Origin of the sequence: Mesorhizobium sp. J428, assembly GCF_024699925.1 — a bacterium.
Taxonomy (GTDB): Bacteria; Pseudomonadota; Alphaproteobacteria; order Rhizobiales; family Rhizobiaceae; genus Mesorhizobium_A.
Window position 1 is genome coordinate 2853371 of the sequence record NZ_JAJOMX010000001.1, and the last position, 24431, is coordinate 2877801.

The 24431-nt window shown below is 66.0% G+C and carries 25 protein-coding genes and 3 pseudogenes; 16 read left to right on the top strand and 12 right to left on the bottom strand.

The annotated features are described in order from the left end of the window. The first annotated feature begins 54 nt into the window (after window positions 1-54). Together LRS09_RS14440 and LRS09_RS14445 are read left to right on the top strand one after the other, a co-directional pair. Window positions 55-621, top strand: coding sequence for a peroxidase-related enzyme (locus tag LRS09_RS14440; RefSeq protein WP_257807476.1), 567 nt, complete (start codon window positions 55-57; stop codon window positions 619-621). A gap of 4 nt (window positions 622-625) precedes the next feature. Next, window positions 626-1543 (top strand): hypothetical protein, encoded by a 918-nt coding sequence (locus LRS09_RS14445; RefSeq protein WP_257807478.1) that lies wholly within the window; start codon window positions 626-628, stop codon window positions 1541-1543. Window positions 1544-1807: 264 nt separating this feature from the next. Here the strand turns inward: LRS09_RS14445 and LRS09_RS14450 are convergent, their stop codons facing one another. The 4 genes and pseudogenes from LRS09_RS14450 to LRS09_RS14465 form a co-directional block, all read right to left on the bottom strand. Beyond that, window positions 1808-2422: a LysE family translocator gene (locus LRS09_RS14450; RefSeq protein WP_257807479.1), complete on the bottom strand. Its 615-nt coding sequence runs from the start codon at window positions 2420-2422 to the stop codon at window positions 1808-1810. Between the two features lie 603 nt (window positions 2423-3025). Then, a pseudogene (locus LRS09_RS30045) lies at window positions 3026-3316 on the bottom strand (EamA family transporter); the annotation flags it as partial. A gap of 196 nt (window positions 3317-3512) precedes the next feature. Then, window positions 3513-5339, bottom strand: a complete 1827-nt coding sequence (typA, locus tag LRS09_RS14460) for a translational GTPase TypA (protein WP_257807480.1) — start codon at window positions 5337-5339, stop codon at window positions 3513-3515. A gap of 124 nt (window positions 5340-5463) precedes the next feature. Next, on the bottom strand, window positions 5464-5871 hold the full coding sequence (locus tag LRS09_RS14465; protein WP_257807481.1) for a hypothetical protein: 408 nt from the start codon (window positions 5869-5871) through the stop codon (window positions 5464-5466). Window positions 5872-5954: 83 nt separating this feature from the next. Here LRS09_RS14465 and LRS09_RS14470 point away from each other — a divergent pair, with 83 nt between their 5' ends. Both LRS09_RS14470 and LRS09_RS14475 read left to right on the top strand, forming a co-directional pair. After that, complete coding sequence (locus LRS09_RS14470; protein ID WP_257807482.1) at window positions 5955-6848, top strand: ribokinase; 894 nt, start codon at window positions 5955-5957, stop codon at window positions 6846-6848. Then, on the top strand, window positions 6839-7168 hold the full coding sequence (locus LRS09_RS14475; protein WP_257807484.1) for a hypothetical protein: 330 nt from the start codon (window positions 6839-6841) through the stop codon (window positions 7166-7168). Before LRS09_RS14470 ends, LRS09_RS14475 begins: the two co-directional genes overlap by 10 nt. Before the next feature lie 7 nt (window positions 7169-7175). Here the strand turns inward: LRS09_RS14475 and LRS09_RS14480 are convergent, their stop codons facing one another. Next, the gene (locus LRS09_RS14480; protein ID WP_257807485.1) at window positions 7176-8117 is read right to left on the bottom strand and encodes a nucleoside hydrolase; all 942 of its coding nucleotides are present in this window, start codon (window positions 8115-8117) and stop codon (window positions 7176-7178) included. 135 nt (window positions 8118-8252) lie between these two features. On the opposite strand from LRS09_RS14480, the gene LRS09_RS14485 reads away from it, so the two are divergent. Further along, a complete protein-coding gene (locus tag LRS09_RS14485; protein WP_257807487.1) occupies window positions 8253-8675 on the top strand; it encodes an Hsp20 family protein in 423 nt (140 codons plus the stop codon). An 82-nt stretch (window positions 8676-8757) separates the two neighbouring features. Further along, window positions 8758-9009, top strand: a complete 252-nt coding sequence (locus LRS09_RS14490) for a DUF1150 family protein (protein WP_085463703.1) — start codon at window positions 8758-8760, stop codon at window positions 9007-9009. A gap of 14 nt (window positions 9010-9023) precedes the next feature. Here LRS09_RS14490 and ptsN read toward each other — a convergent pair whose 3' ends face one another. The 6 genes and pseudogenes from ptsN to lptC form a co-directional block, all read right to left on the bottom strand. Continuing rightward, on the bottom strand, window positions 9024-9488 hold the full coding sequence (gene ptsN / locus LRS09_RS14495; RefSeq protein WP_085463704.1) for a PTS IIA-like nitrogen regulatory protein PtsN: 465 nt from the start codon (window positions 9486-9488) through the stop codon (window positions 9024-9026). A gap of 69 nt (window positions 9489-9557) precedes the next feature. Further along, a complete protein-coding gene (gene hpf, locus LRS09_RS14500; protein ID WP_085463705.1) occupies window positions 9558-10139 on the bottom strand; it encodes a ribosome hibernation-promoting factor, HPF/YfiA family in 582 nt (193 codons plus the stop codon). 254 nt (window positions 10140-10393) lie between these two features. Further along, a pseudogene (gene rpoN, locus LRS09_RS14505) lies at window positions 10394-11912 on the bottom strand (RNA polymerase factor sigma-54). 113 nt (window positions 11913-12025) lie between these two features. Then, window positions 12026-12823 carry an LPS export ABC transporter ATP-binding protein gene (gene lptB / locus LRS09_RS14510; RefSeq protein WP_374684842.1) on the bottom strand — a complete coding sequence of 266 codons (798 nt, stop codon included), beginning with the start codon at window positions 12821-12823 and terminating at the stop codon, window positions 12026-12028. A 12-nt stretch (window positions 12824-12835) separates the two neighbouring features. Continuing rightward, window positions 12836-13393, bottom strand: coding sequence for an LptA/OstA family protein (locus LRS09_RS14515; RefSeq protein ID WP_257807491.1), 558 nt, complete (start codon window positions 13391-13393; stop codon window positions 12836-12838). Beyond that, window positions 13380-14063 (bottom strand): LPS export ABC transporter periplasmic protein LptC, encoded by a 684-nt coding sequence (gene lptC / locus LRS09_RS14520; RefSeq protein WP_257807492.1) that lies wholly within the window; start codon window positions 14061-14063, stop codon window positions 13380-13382. Before lptC ends, LRS09_RS14515 begins: the two co-directional genes overlap by 14 nt. A 303-nt stretch (window positions 14064-14366) precedes the next feature. On the opposite strand from lptC, the gene sppA reads away from it, so the two are divergent. The 10 genes and pseudogenes from sppA to LRS09_RS14570 all read left to right on the top strand — a co-directional run bounded on the left by sppA (window position 14367) and on the right by LRS09_RS14570 (window position 23958). Next, window positions 14367-15344, top strand: coding sequence for a signal peptide peptidase SppA (gene sppA / locus LRS09_RS14525; RefSeq protein ID WP_257807493.1), 978 nt, complete (start codon window positions 14367-14369; stop codon window positions 15342-15344). A 62-nt stretch (window positions 15345-15406) separates the two neighbouring features. Beyond that, window positions 15407-15691, top strand: coding sequence for an integration host factor subunit beta (locus tag LRS09_RS14530; RefSeq protein ID WP_085463711.1), 285 nt, complete (start codon window positions 15407-15409; stop codon window positions 15689-15691). 33 nt (window positions 15692-15724) lie between these two features. Beyond that, on the top strand, window positions 15725-16075 hold the full coding sequence (locus LRS09_RS14535) for a LapA family protein (protein ID WP_257807494.1): 351 nt from the start codon (window positions 15725-15727) through the stop codon (window positions 16073-16075). Window positions 16076-16103: 28 nt separating this feature from the next. Further along, window positions 16104-17066: an ornithine cyclodeaminase family protein gene (locus LRS09_RS14540; protein ID WP_374684843.1), complete on the top strand. Its 963-nt coding sequence runs from the start codon at window positions 16104-16106 to the stop codon at window positions 17064-17066. 270 nt (window positions 17067-17336) lie between these two features. Then, window positions 17337-18254 (top strand): RsmD family RNA methyltransferase, encoded by a 918-nt coding sequence (locus LRS09_RS14545; RefSeq protein ID WP_374684914.1) that lies wholly within the window; start codon window positions 17337-17339, stop codon window positions 18252-18254. Beyond that, window positions 18251-19090 (top strand): RNA methyltransferase, encoded by an 840-nt coding sequence (locus LRS09_RS14550; protein ID WP_257807497.1) that lies wholly within the window; start codon window positions 18251-18253, stop codon window positions 19088-19090. Before LRS09_RS14545 ends, LRS09_RS14550 begins: the two co-directional genes overlap by 4 nt. Further along, window positions 19090-19590, top strand: a complete 501-nt coding sequence (gene lspA, locus LRS09_RS14555; RefSeq protein ID WP_257807499.1) for a signal peptidase II — start codon at window positions 19090-19092, stop codon at window positions 19588-19590. The genes LRS09_RS14550 and lspA overlap by 1 nt, the downstream gene beginning before the upstream one ends. A 52-nt stretch (window positions 19591-19642) precedes the next feature. Beyond that, on the top strand, window positions 19643-20644 hold the full coding sequence (locus LRS09_RS14560) for an MDR family oxidoreductase (protein ID WP_257807500.1): 1002 nt from the start codon (window positions 19643-19645) through the stop codon (window positions 20642-20644). Window positions 20645-20732: 88 nt separating this feature from the next. Next, a pseudogene (locus tag LRS09_RS14565) lies at window positions 20733-22974 on the top strand (ATP-binding protein). A 102-nt stretch (window positions 22975-23076) separates the two neighbouring features. Further along, window positions 23077-23958 (top strand): GNAT family N-acetyltransferase, encoded by an 882-nt coding sequence (locus LRS09_RS14570; protein WP_257810198.1) that lies wholly within the window; start codon window positions 23077-23079, stop codon window positions 23956-23958. A 193-nt stretch (window positions 23959-24151) separates the two neighbouring features. Here the strand turns inward: LRS09_RS14570 and LRS09_RS14575 are convergent, their stop codons facing one another. After that, window positions 24152-24400, bottom strand: coding sequence for a hypothetical protein (locus tag LRS09_RS14575; protein ID WP_257807501.1), 249 nt, complete (start codon window positions 24398-24400; stop codon window positions 24152-24154). Window positions 24401-24431 lie beyond the last annotated feature (31 nt).

The window sequence follows — 24431 nt, forward strand, 5'->3', positions numbered from 1 at the left end:
CGCGGCCGCTCAAATCGCGCGCAATCTGCGAAAAGCATGTGAATGGAGGATGACGTGACGGGCGAAAGAGTTACCGCGCTGGACCTGAAGCAGGCCGAGCTGAGCGAGCCGACCAGGGCCTATTTCGCCAAGGCGAAGGAGAAGCTGGGCCTGATCCCGAACGTGCTCCTCGCCTACGCCTTCGACGAGAAGAAGCTGCGCGCCTTCACCGACATGTACAACGACCTCATGCTCGGCGAGTCGGGCCTGAGCAAGCTGGAGCGCGAGATGATCGCGGTCGTCGTCTCGTCGGTGAACCACTGCTACTACTGCCTGACCGCGCACGGCGCGGCGGTGCGGCAGCTCTCGGGCGACCCGGCGCTCGGCGAGATGATGGTGATGAACTACCGCGCCGCCGACCTGACGCCGAAGCAGAAGGCCATGCTGGATTTCGCGGTCAAGCTGACCGAGACCCCGGCCAAGGTTGAGGAGGCGGACCGCGAAGCCCTTCGGACCGTGGGCTTCTCCGACCGCGACATCTGGGACATAGCCTCGACGATCGCCTTCTTCAACATGTCGAACCGCGTCGCGGCCGCAACGGATATGCGGCCGAACCAGGAATATCATGCGATGGCGAGGTAGTTCGGTGGCTCGACGTCGTTCGGCTATCCTTGCGTGGACCTTACTCACAACAAGCCTCGCCGGCGCCCAAGAAGCCGGCCAGACAATAGCGCTTCCATATCAACCTGCGATTGGCACCGACTATTCAGTCGTTATCGTCAGAACGAAGACCGTAACAAAGAACGAGATCTCCAATAGGATCGAGGCAAAAATAGTTGCCCGGCTCCAAATCCAGGAAGAAACAACGGACGGCTACCTTGCAGAGTGGGAAACGAAGTCGATTGAGGTTGGTTCTGTGTCGATCGTCGAGCAACCTGACCTGTTCGTTGGGGTGCCAATTCAGGTGGAGCTGGCTGCAGACGGCACGCCAATTTCGATTCCCGGTTGGTCCGGTGTTCGCCAGCGTATCGCTACGACCCTGCGACAACGACAGGCGACTGATGATGCGACGCTAAAGTTGGTGGAAGCGTTGATGCAGAATTGGTCCGAAGACATGGCAGCGAGCGCGCTACTGCCAGAACTGGCAATCGCGGCCTTGTGCCAAGGCACTGAACTCTCGCTCGGCCAGCCAATAAGTTCGACCTATGAGTTGCCGAACATGTTGGGCGGAATGCCCTTCGAGGCCAAGGGCACCTATTCGTTGGCGTCAATTGATGAGGCGGCCGACTTAGCTCATATCAGTTGGCGGCAGGACGTGGACGAAAGCCAATTCACCGACATAATCCGACAATCCATGAACTCGATCAGACAACAGAAAGGCCTTGCTGACGACAATTCCGACTTCGCGGCCAAAAGGCGCGATGCCGCCGATTGCAAGGTCCGCATGAGTTCGGGCATGGTGGAGGAGATTCACCATGTTGCTGCAGTCGAGACGACCAGCGCCGAAACAACAGAGACGCGAACTGACGAGCGACGAGTAGAGATAAGCCTTTCGAATCCGTAACCGCTCGTGACAGGTTCCATCGATAGCAGTCCGTCGAATTAGAAGTTACGTCCCCTGATAGAGAGAACTGCTCGCCAAAAGCTCGTAGTGGCTTGTCGCATAGGCAAAACGACGTCGACTGCGTGCTGGCCGGCCGGACCCTGCGATCGACTATTCGATCCTGTCGGCGAATAGCAATGCCGAAGCGGCGGAGATGGCCAAGGGCTGTCCGCATCTAGGCGACGGGGGCACGATCGAGATCGCGCCGATCATGGAAGTGTAGATTCAGCCTCGCGTCGCGATCGCCGCCGCGGCGCCCGCCATCGTGCCGGCGCTGACGCGGTTAGCGATCCTGACAGCGCGGGGGCTCTTAAGCAGCTTGCGTGCCTGGGCGGCGGCGAACGCCCAGCCGAGATCGACTGCGACCAGCACGGCGAGCATGGTCAGCGTCAGCTCCGCCCAGCCGGTGACCGTCACCGTGGCGAGGTCGACGATCGTCGGCAACAGCGCTAGGTAGAACATCATGATCTTCGGATTGCCCAGCGTCACCGCCATCCCCGCGAAGAACATCCGCATCGGCGCGTCGGCCTTGGGGAGGTTTCCCTCGCCGACCTCGGCGGGGGCGGTCCACATCTTCCAGGCGAGCCACGCCAGGTAGGCGACGCCAGCCCATTTCAGGATCACGAAGGCAAGATGGAAGGTCTGCGCCACATAGGCGAGGCCGAACACGGCGAGCGACAGCCAGATCGCCTCGCCCACCCACATGGCGATCAGGAACGGCAGCACGCCCGACATGCCGCGCGTGATCACGCGCGAGACGAGCGCGGCGATGGACGGCCCGGGCGAGCCGGACGCGACCAGAAGCGTGCCGGCGAAGATGAGCAGCGATGTGATATCCATGGCGATCCTCCGCCTGCCAGTATAGCGCAGCTCCGTGGACGCCGGAAGGCGGCGCTCTCGCGGACTACACCGTCGCCTCGATCGGCTCCGCCAGCTTCGGATTGCTCCGCGCAGCCACGAGGCAGCCGGCGATGATAAGGACGGATCCGGCCAGCGTCGTCCAGGATACGACCTCGCCGAACACCAACCAGCCGAGCCCGATCGCCCAGACGAAGGCGCGTACTCCATCGGGATCAGATACTGCGCCTCAGCCCTCCCGTAAGCCCAGTTCATCATCAGGCTGGCGCTGAGGGAAAGCGCGGCGACTCCGGCGATCGGCAGCAGCAGATCGGCGGTCGGCGCGAGGGCCATCCAGGGGGCGCCGAGCGCAAGGATGATGACGAGGATCAGGTTCTGGAAGAAGGAGATCTCCAGCGGCGGCGCAATGAGCGCCTGCCGGCGCATCAGGACGAGGTTGAGCGCGTAGAAGACAGTCGAAAACAGCACGGCTGCCGTGCCGGCCAGGGCATCCGGAGTGTAGGTGGAATGGCCAAACTGTCCGGCCATGATGATCACGACGCCGCCCATGCCGGCGAGCGATCCCCAGATCGCCTGCTTGCGGATCCGCTCGCCGAGCAGCAGCGCGGCGAAGAACAGCGCGATCAGCGGCGCGATGAAGCTGAGCGCGATCGCCTCGGCCAGAGGCAGCTTCGCCAGACCCCAGAAGAAGGAAATCAGCGTGATGCCAATGACGACGGCGCGCAGCGCGTGAAGTTTCAGCGCTGTCGCCCTTGGGGCCGTCGGCCGCAGGAGCGACCACGCGCTGCCGGCGGCCGCCGTCACGACCACGCTACGCCAGAGGATGGTGTTGTAGACGCCGATCGCGATGACGAGGCCTTTCATGGCCGCATCCATCACCGACAGAAGGAAGATCGCAAAGGCGCACGCCGCCAGGGCAATCAGCGGCGAGGCGGTGGCCGCCGTCTTCAGCTTCGTCACGGGTTCCTCCTCCGGCGTTGGGGAGGCGGTAGCCGCACGCGGCGTAAGGCGCCAGATGGCACGCGGGGCGAGACGGCAGTCCAGCCGTCTCGCCTGCCGGTATGGGCGGGCTTTACGCCGCGCCGGCGATCTTCTGCTTTTCGAAGCGCTTGCGGTCGTTCGGGTCGAGATGCATCTTGCGCAGCCGGATTGACTTCGGCGTCACCTCGACCAGCTCGTCGTCCTGGATCCAGGCGAGCGCGCGTTCCAGCGTCATGCGGATCGGCGGCGTGAGCTTCACCGCCTCGTCCTTGCCGGCTGCACGGATGTTGGTGAGCTTCTTGCCCTTGAGCACGTTCACTTCAAGGTCGTTGTCGCGGCTGTGGATGCCGATGATCATGCCCTGATAGACCTTGACGCCCGCATCGATGACCATGGGGCCGCGGTCCTCCAGGTTCCACATCGCATAGGCGACCGACTCGCCCTGCTCGTTGGAGATCAGCACGCCGTTGGTGCGGCCCGGCAGCTCGCCCTTGTAGGGTTCGTAGGCGTGGAACAGCCGGTTCATCACCGCCGTGCCGCGCGTATCCGTCAACAGTTCCGACTGATAGCCGATCAGGCCGCGCGTCGGCGCGTGGAACACGAGGCGCTGGCGGTTGCCGCCGGAGGGGCGCAGCTCGACCATCTCGGCCTTGCGCTCGCTCATCTTCTGCACGACCACGCCGGCATGCTCCTCGTCGACGTCGATGACGACCTCTTCGACCGGCTCAAGCGTCTGGCCGTTCTCGTCCGTCTGCATCACGACGCGTGGACGCGACACGGCGAGCTCGAAGCCCTCGCGGCGCATGGTCTCGATCAGCACCGCGAGCTGCAGTTCGCCGCGACCGGAGACGAAGAACGAATCCTTGTCCGCCGATTCCTCGATTTTCAGCGCCACATTGCCTTCCGCCTCGCGCATCAGCCTGTCGCGGATGACGCGGCTCGTGACCTTGTCGCCCTCGGTGCCGGCGAGCGGGCTATCGTTGACGAGGAAGGACATGGTGACGGTCGGCGGGTCGATCGGCTGCGCCTGCAGCGGCTCGGTGACGGCCGGGTCGCAGAACGTGTCGGCAACAGTGCCCTTGGTCAGGCCCGCGATCGCGACAATGTCGCCCGCCTGCGCTTCCTCGATCGGCTGGCGCTCCAGGCCGCGAAAGGCAAGGATCTTCGACACGCGGCCGGTCTCGACCAGCGAGCCGTCGCGCGCCAGCACCTTGACCGCCTGGTTGGGCTTCAGCGAGCCGGACTCGATGCGGCCTGTGATGATGCGGCCGAGGAAGTTGTTGGCTTCCAGGAGCGTGCCGATCATGCGGAACGGGCCGGGATGCACTGTCGGCGCCGGCACGTGCTTGACGATCAGGTCGAACAGGGGCGCGAGCTTCTGGTCCTTCGGGCCCTCCGGGTTCTCGGAGACCCAGCCGTCGCGGCCGGAGCCGTAGAGGATCGGGAAGTCGAGCTGCTCGTCGGTGGCATCGAGCGCAGCGAAGAGGTCGAACACCTCGTTGACGACCTCGACGTGGCGCGCGTCGGGACGGTCGATCTTGTTGATGACGACGATCGGGCGCAGGCCGACCTTGAGCGCCTTGCCGACGACGAACTTGGTCTGCGGCATTGGGCCTTCGGCCGCGTCGACCAGCACGATGGCCGAGTCGACCATCGACAGGATGCGCTCCACCTCGCCGCCGAAGTCGGCGTGGCCGGGCGTGTCGACGATGTTGATGCGGGTGTCCTTCCACTCGACCGAGGTCGCCTTGGCGAGGATGGTGATGCCGCGTTCCTTTTCCAGATCGTTCGAGTCCATCGCGCGCTCGGCGACGCGCTGGTTCTCGCGGAAAGAGCCGGCCTGTTTGAGAAGTTCGTCGACCAGCGTGGTCTTGCCATGGTCGACGTGTGCGATGATCGCGATGTTACGCAGGTTCATATGGAGTCCAGGGAATCGAGGGCGGCCCGACGCTGCGGCCGGCCGATGTTCGGCGCGCTCATACAGGTTTTTTCGCAGATGCGAAAGGGGCGCGCGCCAATCGCATGGCGGCTGTGCTGCAGGGTCAGCCCTGATCGATCTCGATGCCGTGCCGGGCAACAATCTCCGGCTGGATCATGCGGGCATGGTGCGACAGGAGCACGATGTCGGCGTCGATGCCTGAGCCGTGGGCGAGGGCTGCGTCAACCCGGCGGCCGGCATCCGCAAGCGCCTCGTCGCCGTTTGCGTGCGCGAAGGCGCCGCCGCCGAGCACGCAATAGGCAAACAACGCCGCGACGGGCGGATAGGCCTGTGGCGGCGGCTCGTTCTCGCCGTGGCGGTCCTTCAAGAGGTTCACCAGCGCGAGCTTGACGCCTTCGGGCACCAGCGAAGGATGCAGGTCGAAGGTCCTCAGCGCCGCGTCGAGGCTGCGCAGGTCTTCCGACCGGCCGAACCGGCCGAGGAACCCGAACGACGATCCGCGTCTTGCCATGCATCCTCCCGGGCGCCTGCCGCCCTTTCGTCACGGATATGGATACTCTAACCTCCGCCGCCAAATCACGGGGGAAGCATTTCTTGATCACCGTCATCGGCTCCATCAACCTCGACCTCATCGCGACGGTCGGCCGTCTGCCGTCTCCGGGCGAAACTGTGCCTGGCACAGGCTTCCGTTCCGCGCCCGGCGGTAAGGGCGCGAACCAGGCGCTGGCCGCGCGGCGGGCGGGGTCGGAAGTGCGGGTGGTCGGCGCGGTCGGAAAGGATGCGTTCGCCGGCGAGGCGCTGGCGCTGCTCAAGGAGGGAGGCGTCGATCTCTCCCTCGTCGCCGAGACGGACGCGCCAACCGGTACGGCGCTCATCCTGGTCGGCTCCGACGGCGAGAACATGATCGCGGTGGTGCCCGGCGCGAACGGCGAGGTCGCGACGGCCGCGCTCGCGGGTCTTTCGCTTGCCGCAGGCGAGCACGTCCTCTTGCAGCACGAGATACCTCTCGACACGGTTTCGGCCGCGCTTGGGGCCGCGAAGGCGGCGGGAGCGGTCTCGATTCTCAACACCGCCCCGTTCCGCGCGGAAGCAGCCGCCTTTGTCGCGGCGGCGGACTATCTCGTCGCCAACGAAACCGAATTCGACCTTTATGCCAAGGAACTGGCCCTTTCCGGCGCCTCGCGAGAGGCGAAGATGGAAGCTTATGTGGGCAAGACCGGGCGCACGGTGATCGTCACGCTCGGGGGCGACGGCGTCGTCGCGGCAGGCCCCGGCGGAACGCTGTCGGTCCCCGCCATGAAGATCACGCCGGTCGACACGGTTGGAGCCGGCGACACCTTCTGCGGCTATCTCGGCGACGGGCTCGCGCGGGGGCTCGCCCTCGAGGCCGCGATCCGCCGCGCCTCGGTCGCGGGCTCGCTCGCCTGCCTCAAGCCGGGCGCCCAGCCGTCGATCCCGCTCGAAGCGGAAGTCGCCGCGTGTCTGTGACGCCGGGCGTCCGCTTCGTCCGCCGCTTCTCCGGCCTTTTGCCGCTGGTGATCGTCGCGGCGCTGTTCGCGGCACCCGTCATCATCTGGCTGGTCAAGGACGACGGGCCGGCCATCGTCACCGAACGGCTCAAGGGCCGCATCGTCGCCCTGGGGCCGGCCGCGGAAAAGGAGCGGCGCATCGTCGTCAGCCTGGAGGACGGCATGAGCGTCGTCATCCGCACCGACAAGGTCCCACCCGACGCGAAGCCCGGCGACGACATCGACATTCTTCGCTCCAGGCAGCCGACGGGCGAGATCGATTACGACCTGGACAGCTGAGGCGGCCTCAAAGCCTCCCCAGCCGCTCCACCAGCAGCGCGAAGAAACCGTCGTGATCGATGTCGCGCATCACCAGCGCGTTCTTCGGCCGCTTGGTGACGCCCCACCAGTCGATGACGGTCATGCCCATCGTCAGTTCCGAGGCGGTCTCGACCGTCACGTTGCAGTCGCGGCCTGAGAACAGCTCCGGCTTCAGGAGGTAGGCGATCACGCAGGGGTCGTGCAGCGGGCCGCCGTCGGAGCCGTATTTCTGCTCGTCGAAGCGCTCGAAGAATTCCAGCATCTCCGCGGTTGCGATGCCGACGCGGGTTCCCAGATCCCGGAACCGCTTCACCCGCACGGCCTTGGTCAGCGCCTTGTGGGTCACGTCGAGCGGCATCATCACGATCGGCACGCCCGAGCGGAACACCACGTCGGCCGCCTGCGGGTCGACATAGATGTTGAACTCGGCCGCCGGGGTGACGTTGCCGCCCTCGAAGAAGCCGCCGCCCATCAGCACGATCTTTTTGATTCGCTTCGCGATCTTCGGTTCGCGGATCAACGCCAGCGCGATGTTGGTGAGCGGCCCGAGCGGGCACAGCGTCACCGTGCCGGGCTCCTCGGCCATCAGCGTCTCGACGATGAAGTCGACGGCATACTGCTCCTGCAGCTTCATCGTCGGCTCGGGCAGCACCGGCCCGTTGAGGCCCGTCTGGCCATGCACCTCTTCCGCGGTCACCAGCGTGCGCGCCAGCGGTCGAATGGCGCCGGCGAACACCTTCGTCTCGGGCCTTCCTGCCAGTTCGCAGATCTTGCGGGCGTTCTTCTCGGTCAGCTTCAACGGCACGTTTCCGGCGACCGCCGTGATGCCGAGCACGTCGAGCTCGGGGCTCGCCAGCGCCAGCAGGATGGCGACGGCGTCGTCCTGTCCCGGATCGGTGTCGATGATGATCTTCTGCGTGTCTGCCATGTTTCCCTTCTCGGCCTTCCGCAGCGTCTTTCTGGCGCCTTGAACTGGAGGGCGGCGCGGACCATATCAGAGGCACGCGCCGGAATGCCATCCGGGTTCGGGCGCTTTTCAGGTCGCTCTCGAAGAGGACATGACATGTCGCGTGTGACGCCCTTCTCGAACCCGCTGATGCTGGGTTTCGAGGCCATGGAAAAGACGCTGGAGCGCGTCGCCAAATCCGGCGACGGCTATCCGCCCTACAACATCGAGCGGATCAGGAGCGAAGGTGCAGCCGAAAGGCTGCGCATCACTCTTGCGGTCGCAGGCTTCTCCGAATCGGACCTCGATGTCTCGATCGAGGAGAACCAGCTCTGGGTGAGAGGCAGGCAGCAGGACGAGGAGCCGCGGGAATTCCTCCACCGAGGAATCGCGTCGCGCCAGTTCCAGCGCACCTTCCTTCTTGCGGACGGAATGCGCGTGGTCGGAGCGGAGCTCAAGAACGGGCTTCTCGCGATCGACCTCGACCGGCCGGAACCCGAGCGGCTGGTACGAAAAATAAACATCTCGGTGAAAGACTGACCGGGTCGTGCACCCTGGTGCGGAACCGGAAGCTCTGGTGCGGGTTGGTCCGATGAAGGACGCCCGCCTTTAGGAGGCTGACATGACGAACGAAAAGATCAACATCACGCAGGCCGAACTGGCCCATGTGGGCGAGGGCGCCCTTGCCTATCTCCGCGAGATCGGCAGCGACGAGCTCACCGCTCGCTTCCCCGGCATGCCCGAACTGGAATCCGGGCTGAAGCTGTGGGCGCTGTTCGCGGCCAACGGCCAGCCGATCCTGCTGAGCGATGCCCGCGATACGGCGCTGGCCGGTGCGTTCCAGAACGACCTTACGCCGGTCAGTCTCCACTGACCGGGAACGGCCTTTCACGCTGCGTGAGAGGCCGGGGTCTCCGACAGGAATGAATGGATGGCGGCCGGATCCGCGGTCGCGCGGATTTTCGCAACCGTATCGCCATCCCGCAGCACCCGCGCAATACGCGACAATGCCTTGAGATGATCCGCTCCGGCGCCTTCGGGGGCCAGGAGGAGGAAGACAAGGTCGACAGGCTGATCGTCCAGCGCCTCGAATTCCACCGGCTGCTCAAGCCGGGCGAACAGCCCGGTGATCTTCTTCACGCCGGCGAGCTTGCCGTGCGGGATCGCGATGCCGTTGCCGACGCCGGTCGAGCCGAGACGCTCCCGCTGGAGGATCGTGTCGAAGACTTCCCGCTCGGGAATGCCGGTCATTTCGGCGGCCTTCTCGGAAAGGAGCTGCAGAAGCTGCTTCTTCGAGTTTGCTCGCAGCGAGGGCATGATCGCCTTCTGGTCGATCAGGTCGCTCAGGTCCATTGTTCTTCCCCTGCTTCTGCTTCGGGCCGCCGCGCGAATCGCACGACTGCGCCCTGGAGAGCGCGTGGATTAGGTGCCGCGGGTCTGCAGCGACGGGTCGATCCAGCCGATGTTTCCGTCGGGCCGGCGGTAGACGATGTTCAACTGGTCGCTTCCCGAATTGCGGAAGACGAACACCGGGCTGTCCTTCGCGTCCAGCTCGATGACGGCTGAGGCGACAGACATGGAACGCAGGGACAGAACGCTTTCCGCCACGATGGCCGGGGCGTAGTCGGCAGGTATCTCCTCGTCATCGTCGGGGAGGGCTTCCATCACGCGATACGACATGTCGGTCGCATTGCCGTTGGAATTGCTGGAATTGTAGGATTTCAGCCTGCGATTGTAGCGCCGTAGACGCTTTTCGATTCGTTCCGCGGCGGCTTCGAAGGCCGGAACCGGATCCTGTCCCTGGCCGGTGGCCTGCAGGGTCAGTCCGGTGTCGAGATGCACGATGCAGTCGGCGGTGAAGCGCGACCCCTGTTTCTCGACCGTCACATGCCCTGAGAACCCACCGTCGAAATATTTGGCAACCGCGTCGGTGATGCGTTCCTCGATGCGTCCGCGAAACGCATCGCCGATCTCCATCTGTTTGCCCGAAATTCGCAGGTTCATTTGAGAATTGACCTCTTTAGACCGGTTTCGAACTGGACGAATCTTATACCTGTGACAGCGGTGCACAAGGTTTGTGTCGGCTCTTTCAGCCGGAGTTCGGTTCAAGGTCCTGCATTGGCCGCATCGCATCCTGCTCTGTCGGCAGTGCTGGCAACCGGCGCCCGTTCCATGCGGCGGGGCTTCTAGAGACTCCGTTTCTGGATGTCAACGAAGGCAGGGCGGACGCAGCGGCCGCCTGAGCGTCATAACGCCGCTCAGGCGTTGGCGAAGGCCATTGCGCGCTTTTCCCGGCGGCGCTGCACGGAGGACGGAATATTCATGCCCTCCCGGTATTTGGCGACCGTCCGGCGTGCGATGTCGATGCCGGTTTTCCGCAGGATATCCACAATCGCATCGTCGGAGAGCACGTCCGCCGACTGTTCCTGTTCGATCAGGCTGCGGATGCGGTGCCGGACCGCCTCGGACGAATGCGCGTCGCCCCCCCTCGGCCGACGCGATCGAGGCGGTGAAGAAGTAGCGCAGTTCGAACACGCCGCGCGGGGTCAGCATGTATTTGTTCGAGGTCACTCGAGACACGGTCGATTCGTGCATGCCGATGGCGTCGGCGACCGTGCGCAGGTTCAGCGGCCGCAGGTGGCTGACGCCATGCGCGAGGAACCCGTCCTGCTGGCGCACGATCTCGGCCGTGACCTTGAGGATGGTCTTGGCCCGCTGATCCAAGCTGCGGGTCAGCCAGTTGGCATTCTGCAGGCAATCGGCCAGAAAATCCTTCTCGCCGGCGTTGCGCGCCGTCGCGTTCACCCGTGTGTAATAGGCCTGGTCGACCAGCACGCGAGGCAGGGTTTCCGGGTTGAGCTCGATCGTCCAGCTGCCGTCGGGCGCTGCCTTCACGATCACGTCGGCGATGATGCTGGTGGTCGGCCCTGTGGAAAAGGCGAGCCCGGGTTTGGGATCGAGCGCCCGGATCTCCGCCAGCATGTCGATCAGGTCCTCCTCATCGACGCCGCAGATGCGGCGCAGCGCCTGGAAGTCGCGCCGGGCAAGGAGTTCGAGATGCGCCAGCAGCTTCGCCATGGCCGGATCGAGCCTGTCGCGCGCGCGCAGTTGCAGCGACAGGCATTCGGCGAGATCGCGGCCGAAGATGCCCACCGGATCGAAGGTCTGGCACACGCCGAGCACGCGCTCGACCACCCTGGCCGCGATGTCGAGCCGCTCGGCGGTTTCCGCAACGTCGCCGCGGAAGTAGCCCGCTTCATCGAGCGAATCGGCAAGATCTGCGGCGATCATCCGATCGACCGGATCGACGAAGGCGAAGGAAATCTGCTCCGCGATATGGTCCCTGAGTGTCACCGGGCGGGCGGCGACCGCGTCCAGGTCGAAACCCTCGCTCGGCGGCTGCTTGCCGCTGTTGTTGGACTTCCACTGTGCGGCGAGGTCGGGACCCAGGCGGTCGGTCGCGCCGGGCTCGTCGGGGAAGACGTTCTCCAGCGTGCTGTCGAGCTTGTCGGAAATGGCCTCGGCGCTCCATTCGAGCTCCGGCTCCAGCCAGTCGGGCGAAGGCTCGTCCGGACGGTGCGCGGCCTCCGGCCCATCCTCGCCGCCCGACGCCTCCTCCGTCACGCGTTCGAGCAAGGGATTGCGCTCGATCTCCTCGTCGATGAAGCGTTCCAGCTCGGTGTGGGTGTATTGCAGCAGACGGATCGACTGCATCAGCTGCGGCGTCATGACGAGCGCCTGCGACTGTCGCATCTGAAGCTTGGCTGCTAACGCCATCTACCGGACTCGATCCCACCCTCGTCCGGACCTCGACACTCCGCCCGGCCCGGATCTACCAGGCAATGAAACTGGCCCGGCTCTTGCTTGTCAAGGCTAACAGCCCGACCTTCCTAAAGGGTAAAGCTCTCGCCGAGGTAAAGTCGGCGCACATCCGGGTTGTTGATGATGTCGGAGGCACGGCCGTGGGTCAGCACTTCGCCCGCATGCAGGATGTAGGCGCGGTCGATGAGGCCCAGCGTCTCGCGGACATTGTGGTCGGTGATCAGCACGCCGATGCCCCGGCTGGTCAGGTGCCGCACGAGCTGCTGGATGTCCGCCACCGCGATCGGGTCGATGCCCGCGAAGGGCTCGTCGAGCAGCATGAAGGTCGGCCGGCTGGCGAGCGCCCGCGCGATCTCGAGCCGCCGCCTCTCGCCGCCTGACAGCGCGATGGAGGGCGACTTGCGCAGATGCGAGATGTGGAACTCCTCGAGCAGGGCGTCGAGCGACCGCTCGCGCTCCGCCTTGTTCTTCTCGACGACTTCCAGCACGGCGCGGATGTTGTTCTCGACGCTCAGGCCGCGGAAGATCGACGCTTCCTGCGGCAGGTAGCCGATGCCGAGCCTTGCACGGCGATACATCGGCATACTCGTGACGTCGAAACCGTCCAGCTCGATCGTGCCCTTGTCGACCGGCACCAGACCCGTGACCATGTAGAAGCAGGTCGTCTTGCCCGCGCCGTTGGGACCGAGAAGCCCTACCGCCTCGCCGGCACGCACGCCAATCGAGACGCCGCGCACCACGTCGCGGCCCTTGTAGCTCTTGGTCAGTCCGCGCGCGATGAGCGTGCCTTTGGCGTGCGCATTGTCGGAGGCGATCGTGGGCCGCGCCTCGGCTGCGGCCTTCACGCCCTTTTTCGGGTCCGGCATCGAATTCAAGCGCTACTGACCCTGCTTCTCGGGTGTGAGCAGCATCTTGACGCGTCCCGAGCCGCTGCCGCAGCCATCCAGCTTCGCCGCACCGGACTTCATCTCGACGGTCAGCTTGCAGCCGACGATCACGTTCTGCCCTTCGGTGAGGACGACCTCGCTGCCGGTAAGCGTCATGATCTCGGTGGCCATGTCGAACGTGCCGCGATCGCCGGTCGCGACCTGGGTCTTCGTCTTCACATAGACCTTGCCGTCGACTTCCATCCGCTCGATGTTGCTGCCGCCAGACATCGTGGTGGACGACGCCTCTGCGCCTTCCTTCTTCTTGTAATGCACGGTCATCTTGCCCGACTTCAGCAGCGTGTCGCCCTGCACGACGCTGACATTGCCGGTGAAGATGGCGATGCTCTCGGTGTCGCGCACCTCGAGCTTGTCGCTCTCGATCTGGATCGGCTTGTCGCCCTGGAGCTGGAGGCCGGAGAAGTTGCCCGTCCGCTCCTGCGCCAGCGCGCCGGTCGTCAAGAGCGCGAGGCCGGCGCAGAGGCCGGCCAGAAGCCTAGTTGTATGCATTGCTGCCCCCGCTCGCCGCCTCACCTGATTTCTTGCTGGGTTCGATGTCGACGCGCACGCGGTTCTCGAACACGATCACGCGGCCGTTGTCGGTCATGTTCATCGACAGCGCATTGATCTTCGACCCGTTCAGCAGGATCTCGACCGGATCAGCCGTCGACATCGTGCCGGCGTTCATGTCCAGATTAGCCGAATTCAGGTTGGCCGTCATGCCGTCGGTGGTCGTCACCGTCATCGGGCTGTCGATCACCAGCGTGTTGTTGCCGTTGTCGTAGACGCCGCTCTTCGCGACGACCTTGGCCGTGTTCTTCGGATCCACCGGCAGCTTCGCGTCGATGCCCTCGAGATGGATGACGCTGGTGTTGCCGAGGTCCTGCACCGCGCGCAGGGCCGTCATCGTGTAGGGCAGCTTGTCCCTGGTGAAGCCGTCGAGCTTCGGATTGGCCATCACGAGCTTGCCGTCGCTGATGGCGGCGCCCTCGATGTCGATCCCCGCCACGGTGGGAATCGACAGATAGGACCAGCCGATGAAGCCAACCACCCCGGCCACTGCGAGGCCGGGCAGCCAGACCTTCAACCACCGGACCAGGCGCGAATGACGCTGCGCGCGGGCGAACACCTCGTCCGTTCGCACGGTAGGCGTCAGCGCGCGCGTTTCGGCGCTTTCCATACCTGTTGCCTTGGCTGCCGTCATCCTGCGGTCAATACTCCGGCTTCGCTTGATTGTGCGCTGCCCCAACGCACATGGAAATAGGTCCGCTTTCCGACGGCGGAACTCTAACTGCCTCTTACATTCCAATATGGTTATTTTTGGATGAAATGACAGGGGTTATACTACCCTAACGCAGTTGCGAGAGGCAAATTGTGCGTTGCGTCAACACGATGCCTCCCCGGATCGGGGTGGCGACCCGCCGCGCGTTGTTCTAGAAACGCTCATCGACAGACGAGCGCAACCGCCCGGAGCGAGACTGACATGGCCCTGAGAGCCGACGAGATGATTGATCGCCGCCGCCTGCGGCGCAAGCTGACGTTCTGGCGCGTCGCGGCGATCCTGATCGCCGCCGCGGCCATCGCCGCTTCGACCGGCTGGGCGATGCGCGACAGCCTCGGCGGCGCCGCGGTCGCCCACATCGCCAAGGTCAAGATCGAGGGCACCATCACCGAGGACGAGGAACTGCTGAAGCGCCTGAAGGACGTTGCCGAGTCCGACAGCGTCAAGGGCGTGATCCTGTCGATCGACTCGCCCGGCGGCACGACCGCCGGCGGCGAGGCGATCTACGAGGCGGTCCGCAAGCTCGCCGCCGCCAAGCCCACCGTCGCCCAGGTGGGCACGCTGGCGGCCTCCGCCGGCTACATGATCGCCAGCGCATCCGACCACATCGTGGCCCGCCAGTCGTCCATCGTCGGTTCGATCGGCGTGCTGGTCCAGTTCCCCAACTTCACCGGCCTGATGGACAAGATCGGCATCACGCTCGACGAGGTGAAATCCTCGCCGCTCAAGGCCGAGCCCTCGCCCTTCAACGTCACGACGGACGAGGAGAGGGCGATGCTGCGCTCGATGATCATGGATTCCTACGACTGGTTCGTCGGCCTCGTGGACGAGCGCCGGCCGCTCTCGCGCGACGAGGTCCTGTCGCTTGCCGACGGCTCCATCTTCACCGGCCGCCAGGCGTTGGCGAACAAGCTGGTCGACGAGCTCGGCGGCGAGGAAAAGGCCAAGGACTGGCTGGTCACCAAGGGCGTCGATTCCGGGCTCGACATCGTCGAGTGGAAGCCGCGCAGGTCGACCACCGACTTCTTCCTGTCCAGCGCCCTCGGCCAGCGCATCGCCGCTTTGCTGGGCATTCCCAGTGTCGACGCGGATCTCCTGGAGAAGATCGGCGCCGACCGCATCTTTCTTGACGGTATGCTGTCGCTCTGGCACCCTAAATCAGCGGCCGTCTCGGACTAAGTGACGGATTTTCAAGCATCGTTCCTTTGCAGTCGTGAGTTTTCGAAGGGGGAAGCAGTCGCATGATCAAGTCCGAACTGGTCCAGCTCATCGCCAATCGCAACCCGCATCTCTTCCTCAGGGACGTCGAGAACATCGTGAATGCGATCTTCGAGGAGATCACCGATGCACTGGCGTCGGGCAGCCGGGTCGAGCTGCGCGGTTTCGGCGCGTTTTCGGTCAAGAACCGGCCCGCGCGCACCGGCCGTAACCCCCGCACCGGCGAATCCGTCGAGGTCGAGGAGAAGTGGGTGCCTTTCTTCAAGACCGGCAAGGAACTGCGCGAGCGCCTCAATATCGAGGATTGACGCCGGCATCCTCCCAGTTATGTCAGGCAGACCATGCTGAACCGCGTTATTCTCGTCGTCGTGCTCGTATCGCTTGCGGTTATCCTCATCGCGCTGGCGGTCGCCAACCGCATGTCGGTCGCCTTCACGCTCGACCCGTTCAATCCCGGCAATCCGGCTCTCACGCTCCAGCTTCCCCTGTTCGTGATGCTCTTCCTCGCGCTGGGCGTCGGCCTCGTCCTCGGCAGTTTCGCAACCTGGTGGAAGCAGGGCCGCTACCGCAAGGAGGCGCGCAACAAGACGCGCGAGGTCCAGTCGCTGATGCGGGAGATCAGCGACCGCAAGCCTGTGCCCCCGGCGCCCGTGGCTCCTTCCGCCGGCACGGTCCCGGCGACCCGGCACTGACCTTTTTCCGGAGAGTTCCCACGTGCGCATGATCTCGGCCGCAGATGTCGACCGCGCCCTCGATTTCGCCCCTCTGGTCGAGACGCTGCGCACCGCGTTTCGCGACGGCGCGGTGCAGCCCGTCCGCCACCACCATACGATCGAGCGTCCCGATGGGACAAACCCGACGCTGCTCTTGATGCCCGCCTGGAGCGACCTTGTCCGCGCGGGCACCTCGGATGGCGGCCACATCGGTGTGAAGATCGTCACCGTCTCGCCCGACAACAATGCCATCGGCAAGCCGGCCGTGATGGGGCTCTACCTGCTGCTCGACGCCAGGACTGGCGAACCGCAGGCGCTCATCGACGGCCAGCGGCTCACCCAGTGGCGCACCGCCTGCGCGTCGGCGCTGGCGGCGACCTATCTTGCCCGCGAGGATGCCTCGAAGCTGCTGATCGTCGGCGCCGGCGCCCTGTCGCGCTTCCTCGCCAGGGCACATTCGGCCGTCCGGCCGATCACCGACATCCGCATCTGGAACCGCACTGCCGCCAATGCCGAGGCGACCGCCGCCGATCTCGGAAAATCGGGGCTGAACGCCTCGGTCGCCCGCGACCTGGACGAGGCGCTCGGCTGGGCCGACATCGTCTCGGCGGCGACCATCTCCACGGAGCCCTTGATCAAAGGCGCGTTGCTGTCGCCCGGCGCGCATGTCGATCTCGTTGGCGGTTTCACGCCGACGATGCGCGAGGCGGACGACGACGCGATCCGCCGCGCGCGGGTCTATGTCGACACCCGTGCAGGCGCGACCAAGGAGGCGGGCGACATCGTCCAGCCGCTCGCATCCGGCGTTCTGGCGGAAGGTGGCATCGTCGCCGATCTGCACGAGCTCGCGCGCGGCGAGAAGGCGGGTCGCGGCGCGCCTGATGAGATCACGCTGTTCAAGTCCGTCGGCGCGGCGCTGGAAGATTTGGCGGCGGGGATCGCCGTCTACGAGAAGATCGGCCGGGCGTGACGCCGAGGCTCTGAGGCGGGCTTTCCGGGCGCGTGGTTGCAGCCTCCCCCCTTGCTGTGGCAGAAGCCGCGAACTCCACGGGACGATGGATCAGGTTTGAAACCGCCGCGCGACAAACGTCGGCCTTCGAAGGCAAGACCGGGACAGCCGGCGCAGACGCCGTTCCGGCCGCTGCCGGGCGGTGCTGCTCCGAGACCGAAATCCGGCCACGCCGAGGCCGCGCAGCCGAGGCAGGCTTCCGCCCAGGCGCCCGTCGCGCCGCGCCAGCCTGTGCCGCGTCGGCCGGGCGTGTTGCCGGCGGAAAACCTGCCGCTGATCCTCGAAGTTCTTCCCAATGCCGACTATGCGCTGCTCGATTCCGGCGACGGCGAGAAGCTGGAGCAATATGGTCCCTACCGGATCGTGCGCCCCGAGGGGCAGGCGATCTGGCGCCGCGCGCTGCCCGAGCGCGACTGGGCGAATGTCGACGCGGTCTTCACCGGTGACACCGACGAGGAGGGCATCGGTCGCTGGCGCTTCCCGAAGCAGCCGCTTGGCGAGACCTGGCCGATGACGCATGACGGCATCTCCTACCTCGGCCGTTTCACCTCCTTCCGCCATGTCGGCGTGTTCCCCGAGCAGGCTCCGCACTGGAGCCACATGGAGGGGCTGATCCGCGGCGCGAACCGGCCGGTGAAGGTGCTGAACCTGTTCGGCTATACGGGGCTCGCCTCCCTCGTCGCCGCGCGAGCCGGCGCCGAGGTCACCCATGTCGACGCGTCGAAGAAGGCGATCGGCTGGGCGCGTGAGAATCAGGAGATCGCGCGGCTGTCGGACAGGCCGATCCGCTGGATCTGCGACGACGCGATGAAGTTCGTCGAGCGCGAGGCCCGTCGCGACAGCCGCTACGACATCATCCTGTTCGATCCGCCGGCCTATGGCCGCGGCCCCAAGGGCGAGGTCTGGCAACTGTTCGAGGACCTGCCCGCGATGGCCGACCTCTGCCGACAGATCCTGACGCCAAAGCCGTTGGCCGTCGTGCTGACCGCCTATTCGATCCGCGCCTCGTTCTTCGCCATCCACGCGCTGATGCGCGATATTTTCGCAGGCATGGGCGGCACGGTCGAATCCGGCGAACTGATCATACGGGAGAAGTCCGCCGGCCGGGCGCTCTCCACCTCCCTCTTCTCGCGATGGGTAGCCAAATGACCGAAAGGCGCGCCGTCGGGCAGGTGAAGGAGGTCACCAGCCTCGCCAACCCGATCGTCAAGGACATCAAGTCGCTCGCGTTGAAGAAATTCCGCGACCAGCGCAACGTCTTCATGGCCGAGGGGCTGAAGCTCGTCATCGACGCGCTCGACCTCGGCTGGACCATCGAGACGCTGGTCTTCGCCAAGTCCGCCAAGGGCAATCCGGCCGTCGAGAAGGTCGCCGCGCGCACCGTCGCGGCCGGCGGGCTGGTGCTGGAAGTGACCGAGAAGGTGCTGGCAGCGATCACCCGCCGCGACAATCCGCAGATGGTGGTGGGCGTCTTCCGCCAGCGCTGGAAGCCGCTTTCGGAAGTTCGCCCAGCCGCCGGCGATGTCTGGGTTGCGCTCGACCGGGTACGCGATCCGGGCAATCTCGGCACGGTGATCCGCACCGCCGACGCGGTGGGCGCGAAGGGCGTCATCCTGGTCGGCGACACGACCGACCCGTTCTCGGTCGAGACGGTGCGGGCGACGATGGGGTCGGTGTTCGCAGTGCCGGTCGCCAAGGCGAGCGAGCAGGAATTCCTCGCCTGGCGGAAGGGCTTCGGCGGCCTCGTCGTCGGCACCCATCTCAAGGGTGCGATCGACTACCGGACGGTTCCCTATGCGGGCAAGCCCGTCGTCCTTTTGATGGGCAACGAGCAGCAGGGGCTGCCCGAGACGCTGGCGTCCGCCTGCGACCGGCTGGTCCTGATCCCGCAGGCGGGACGGGCGGATTCGCTCAACCTTGCGGTTGCGACCGGCGTCATGCTGTTCGAAATCCGCCGCGAAGCCTTGAAGGTCGTTACCCGCTGATGTCGAAGCGTATCCTTGCGATCTACGCACTCGTCGCCCTCGCGGCTGCCGGGCTGGACCAGTGGATCAAACGGCTGGTCGTCGCGAACATGGAGCTTTACGAGCGGATCGACGTGATGCCGATGCTGTCGCTCTACCACACGCGCAACACCGGCATCGCCTTCTCGTTCCTGTCCGGCCTCGACGACACGGTCATGGTCATACTGACCGGCGCGGTGATGCTGTTCATTGTGTGGCTGGCCGCCAAGGCCGAGCCGCACCAGCACCTGGCGCGCACCGGCTTCGCGCTGATCGTCGGCGGTGCGCTCGGCAACATCATCGACCGCTCGACCCTCGGCTATGTGGTCGACTACATCCTGTTCCATACGCAGACCTGGTCGTTTGCCGTCTTCAACCTGGCCGACGCCTTCATCTCGGTCGGTGCCGCGCTTGTGGTGCTGCAGGAACTCCTCGACTGGCGCCGCCGTCCCGCAGGCCGCAACCCGCCCGACGGCGCTTGAAACGCCGGTCCTCAACACGCAAGATCGCCACGACATCCGGAGGAATTAGACAATGACCGATCGTTTCAAGGCCATCCTCATCTCGCGCGACGAGGAGAAGCGGCAGTCCGTTGCGGTGACAGAGCTGACCGAGGCGGACCTGATGGACGGCGACGTGACCATCGCGGTCGAGGCCTCGACCGTCAACTACAAGGACGGCCTCGCGATCACCGGCAAGTCGCCGGTCGTGCGCCGCTTCCCGCTGGTGCCCGGCATCGACTTCGCCGGCACGGTGCTTTCCTCCTCGCATCCCGACTGGAAGGCCGGGGACAAGGTGATCCTCAACGGTTGGGGCACCGGCGAGACGCATCACGGGGCCTATGCCGGCCGCTCGCGCGTCAAGGGCGACTGGCTGGTGCCGCTTCCGGCCGGCATGAGCGTCTTCGACGCGATGTCGGTCGGCACCGCCGGCTACACCGCCATGCTGTCGGTGATGGCGCTAGAGCGCCACGGCATCACGCCCGACCGCGGCCCGATCGTGGTGACGGGCGCGGCCGGCGGCGTCGGCTCGGTCGCGATCGCCATCCTGTCCAAGCTCGGCTACCACGTCATCGCCTCGACCGGCCGCGTCTCCGAGGAAGCCTATCTGAAGGAACTCGGCGCGGCCGAGATCATCTCGCGCGACGAGCTGTCCGGACCGGCCAAGCCGCTCGCCAAGGAGCGCTGGGCGGGCGGCGTCGACGCCGTCGGCAGCCACACGCTCGCCAACGTCCTCTCGATGACCTCCTATGGCGGCGCCATCGCGGCCTGCGGCCTGGCGCAGGGCATGGACCTTCCGACGAGCGTCGCGCCTTTCATCCTGCGCGGCGTTTCCCTCCTCGGCATCGATTCGGTCATGGCGCCGAAGGCGCTGCGTCTGGAGGCTTGGAAGCGCATCGGCACCGATCTCGACCACGCCAAACTGTCGGCCATCTCCACCCGGATTGGCTTCGACGGCATCATTGACGCGGCGAAGGCGATCATCGACGGCCGCATCCGCGGCCGCGTGGTGATCGACATGGCGGACGCAAAGTAGCCTTCCCTCAGGCTTTCCGGGCCTGTCGCTAAAATCTTAGCGTTCGGTCCAAACCTTTCTCCATCGCTGCCGGGCTACGGTCCGGCGCATGACGATGGGGCAGGAACCGAAAGCCGACGAACCTTCCGCGGGACCTGTGTCCCCGAAGGGCGCGAGCGGCCGTCTCGCGTTCAGGCTGCTGGTCACGATCAGCGCCTGCGTGACCGTGCTCGGCTTCGTCTCGCGTCTCACCGGCGGCCCGCTGTTCCTCGCGATCGCGCTCGTCTGCGCCGGCCTGGCCGGCCTGGCCGTGGCGCGCTGGGCCCAGATCCAGTTCCAGCGCAGCCGTGCGAGGGAACGCGACGCCGCCGCGCGCACCCATGCCGAGATCGAGACTCTCGCCGACCGCATGTGGGAGATGCAGGAGAGCGAGGAGCGCTTCCACGGCCTGATCGACGCGCTCGGCGACCTCGTGGTGCATCGCGACCGCGCCGGCCGCATCGTCTACGTCAATTCCGTCTTCGCCGGCCTGGTCGGCACCAGCCCGCGCAATCTCGCCGGCCGCACCCTCGCCGAGCTCGGCATCGAGGTCGGGCTGGTGCCCGACGCGGCCTTCGCCGACGGCGAGTGCCTGAGCTCCACCGACGTCCCGATCCACACCGGCGGCGGCACCCGCTGGTTCTCCTGGATTGAGCTGTCGGTGCGCGACAAGTCGAACGGCGCGGTCTCGCACCGCGCGATCGCCCGCGACATCACCGCCCGCAAGCGGGCCGAAAAGTCGATGTCGGCGGCCAAGGCCCGCGCGGAGGATGCGAGCCGCGCCAAGTCGCAGTTCCTCGCCACGGTCAGCCACGAGATCCGCACGCCGATGAACGGCATCATGGGCATGGCAAAGCTGCTCGCCGACACCGAGCTCACGCCCGAACAGCAGACCTATGTCGGCGCCGTCTCCACCTCGGCATCGGCCCTGCTCGCCCTGATCGACGACCTGCTCGACTTCTCCAAGATCGAGGCCGGGCGTTTCGAGCTCGAACCGCTGCCGACCTCGGCGCGCGAGCTGGTGGAGAACGTCGTCGAGCTGCTCGCGGCGCGTGCCTACAGCAAGAACGTCGGGCTCGGCTGTCATGTCTCGCCCGACGTGCCGGCGCAGTTCCTCGCCGACCCCGGTCGCCTGCGCCAGGTGCTGCTCAACCTCATCGGCAATGCGATCAAGTTCACCGACGACGGCGGCGTGCTGGTTTCGGTGACCACGTCGGGAGCAGGTGCTGCGCGGCGGATCGCCTTCGCGGTCGCCGATACCGGGCCGGGTCTGCGCAAGGAGGACCTGGAGCGCATCTTCCGCGAGTTCGAGCAGGCCGACGGCACCTCGACGCGGCGGCATGGCGGCGCGGGCCTCGGGCTGGCGATCTCGCGCCGCATCGCCGAGGCGATGGGCGGCAAGATCACGGTCGAGAGCACCGAGGGCGAGGGCTCCGTCTTCACGCTCGACGTGCCCGCGCCGGCCGAGACCGAGGCGGAGGCGCAGCCGTCGCGGGCGCTTGCGGGCTTCGGCGTGGTGGTCTTCTCCCACAACATCATCGAGGCGGAGGCGATCGCCCTCACCATGCGTGCGCATGGCGGCTCGGCGGCGATCGCCCGCACGCCGGAGGAGACGATCGAGCGCCTGCGCGAAAGCGATGCCCGCGCCGTGCTCATCGACGCGGCGCTCGAAAGCAGCGATGGCAGGATGCTGGCGAAGGTTCGCGGCGGCGTCGACCGGGAGATCGCCGCGCTTACGCTCATCGCACCGACCGACCGCGGCCGCCTGGCAGAATTCCGCGCCAACGGCTACGAGACCTTCCTCGCCCGGCCGGTGCGTGGCGAGACCCTGGTGCGCCTGCTTCTCCAGCGCGAGATTACGACGTCGGGCGGAGCCGCCAGCGCGACCGGGCCGGCTGGCCGCCGCCCCTCGGCCAGCGGCCGCCTGCACGTGCTGCTCGCCGAGGACAACGAGATCAATGCGCTCCTGGCCCGGGTCGCGCTGCAGAAGGCCGGCCATTCGGTCGACGTCGTCACCAATGGCAGGGCTGCCGTCGACGCGGTGATCGAGACCGCCAGCGTGCGCCGCTACGACGCAGTGCTGATGGACCTGCACATGCCGGTGATGGACGGGCTCGACGCCATCGCCCTGATCTCGCAAGTTCGAGGACGAGAAGGGCCTGGTGCCCATTCCGATCGTGGTGCTGTCCGCCGACAGCCAGGAGGCAACCCGCCACGGCGTGCTCGCCCACGGCGCCTCCGGATTCGTCACCAAGCCGCTGGATCCGGCGAAGCTGGTCGAGGCGATCGAAGGCCAGGCGGCCGCCGCCTGAGGCCGGTCTTTCCACAGTCCATCTTGCCGACACCGTTCCGTCATGGTCCTGTTGCAGGAGAACTGTATGCCGCATGCGACGGTGGCATTCGGAGGACAGGCGATGCACACGACGCTGGAGCGCGCGCGCACCACTTTTCCGCTTTCCCCGGCAAGGCCGGCGGCAGAGGCGGTGATTCCCGCCGGGGCGCTTCTCGGCCGGATCGGCCCGCTCGAGGTGCGGCTGGCCCGCAATTCCTCGGAGATCGCGGCCGCGCAGGAGGTGCGCTTCCGGGTCTTCTACGACGAGCTGGGCGCCAAGCGTGATTATGTCCACGAGCTTGAGGCGCTGGACGCGGACCGTTTCGACGCGATCTGCGACCATCTCGTCGTCTTCGACACCGCCATCAACGGGCCGGATCACCACCAGATCGTCGGCACCTACCGGCTGCTGCGGCAGGACGTGGCTTCGGCGACCGGCGGCTTCTATTCCTCCGGCGAGTTCGAGCTGGACGTGCTGGTGGCGCGGCATCCCGGCCGCCGCTTCCTGGAGCTCGGCCGCTCCTGCGTGCTGCCCGAATATCGCACCAAGCGCACGGTCGAACTGCTCTGGCAGGGCGTGTGGGCCTATGCGCGGCGGCACAATGTCGACGTCATGACCGGCTGTGCCTCCTTCCCGGGCGTTATTCCGGCCGCGCATGCCGAGGCGCTGTCCTTCCTGGCGCATCATTGCGCGGCCGATGCGGACTGGCATACGCGGGCGGTTCCGGCGCGGTTCCACACCATGGATCTGATGCCCGTAGAGGCGGTCAATCCGAAAGCCGCGCTGCTGGCCATGCCGCCGCTGATCAAGGGCTATCTGAGGCTCGGCGCCCGCTTCGGCGAGGGCTGCGTGGTCGACCGCGATTTCGGCACGACGGACGTCTTCGTCATCTTGCCGGTGGAGCGGATCTCCGAGCGCTACATCAACTATTACGGCGCCGAGGCGACTCGCTTCGCGGCCTGAGACGAAGGCCTCTGCCGTCGGTTGATTTCGGTCAAGGCGAAGGCTTCCGGGCAGGCTATCGATCTTCCATCAACCGATGGAGGATCACATGCCCACCGATACCGCAATCGTCATCACCGGCGTTCTTGCCGCGTTCGCCTTCTTCACTGCCGTGCTGCTCTTTGGAGACGTGAGTTCGCCGGAGAAGTAGACCTCAGCCGGAGATCGCGTCGCCCCGCTTCCAGCGCTCCCGGCCCCAGTGGCGGATACGTAGGCGCGGCGCGATCAGATTGCCGGCGAAGGGCGCCAGCACGACGCTTGCCACCGCCACCCAAGGCAAGAGGCTGGGTGCGGTGTCTTTCAGCGCGGGAGTGGACAGCACGGCAACTGCACCGATGCCGAGTAGCACGGTGGTCGCAATCATCGAGCAGATGATACGGAGCCAGAGTTCTGGATCGAACATGTCCGGCCCTCCTTCGGTTTCATGACGAGAA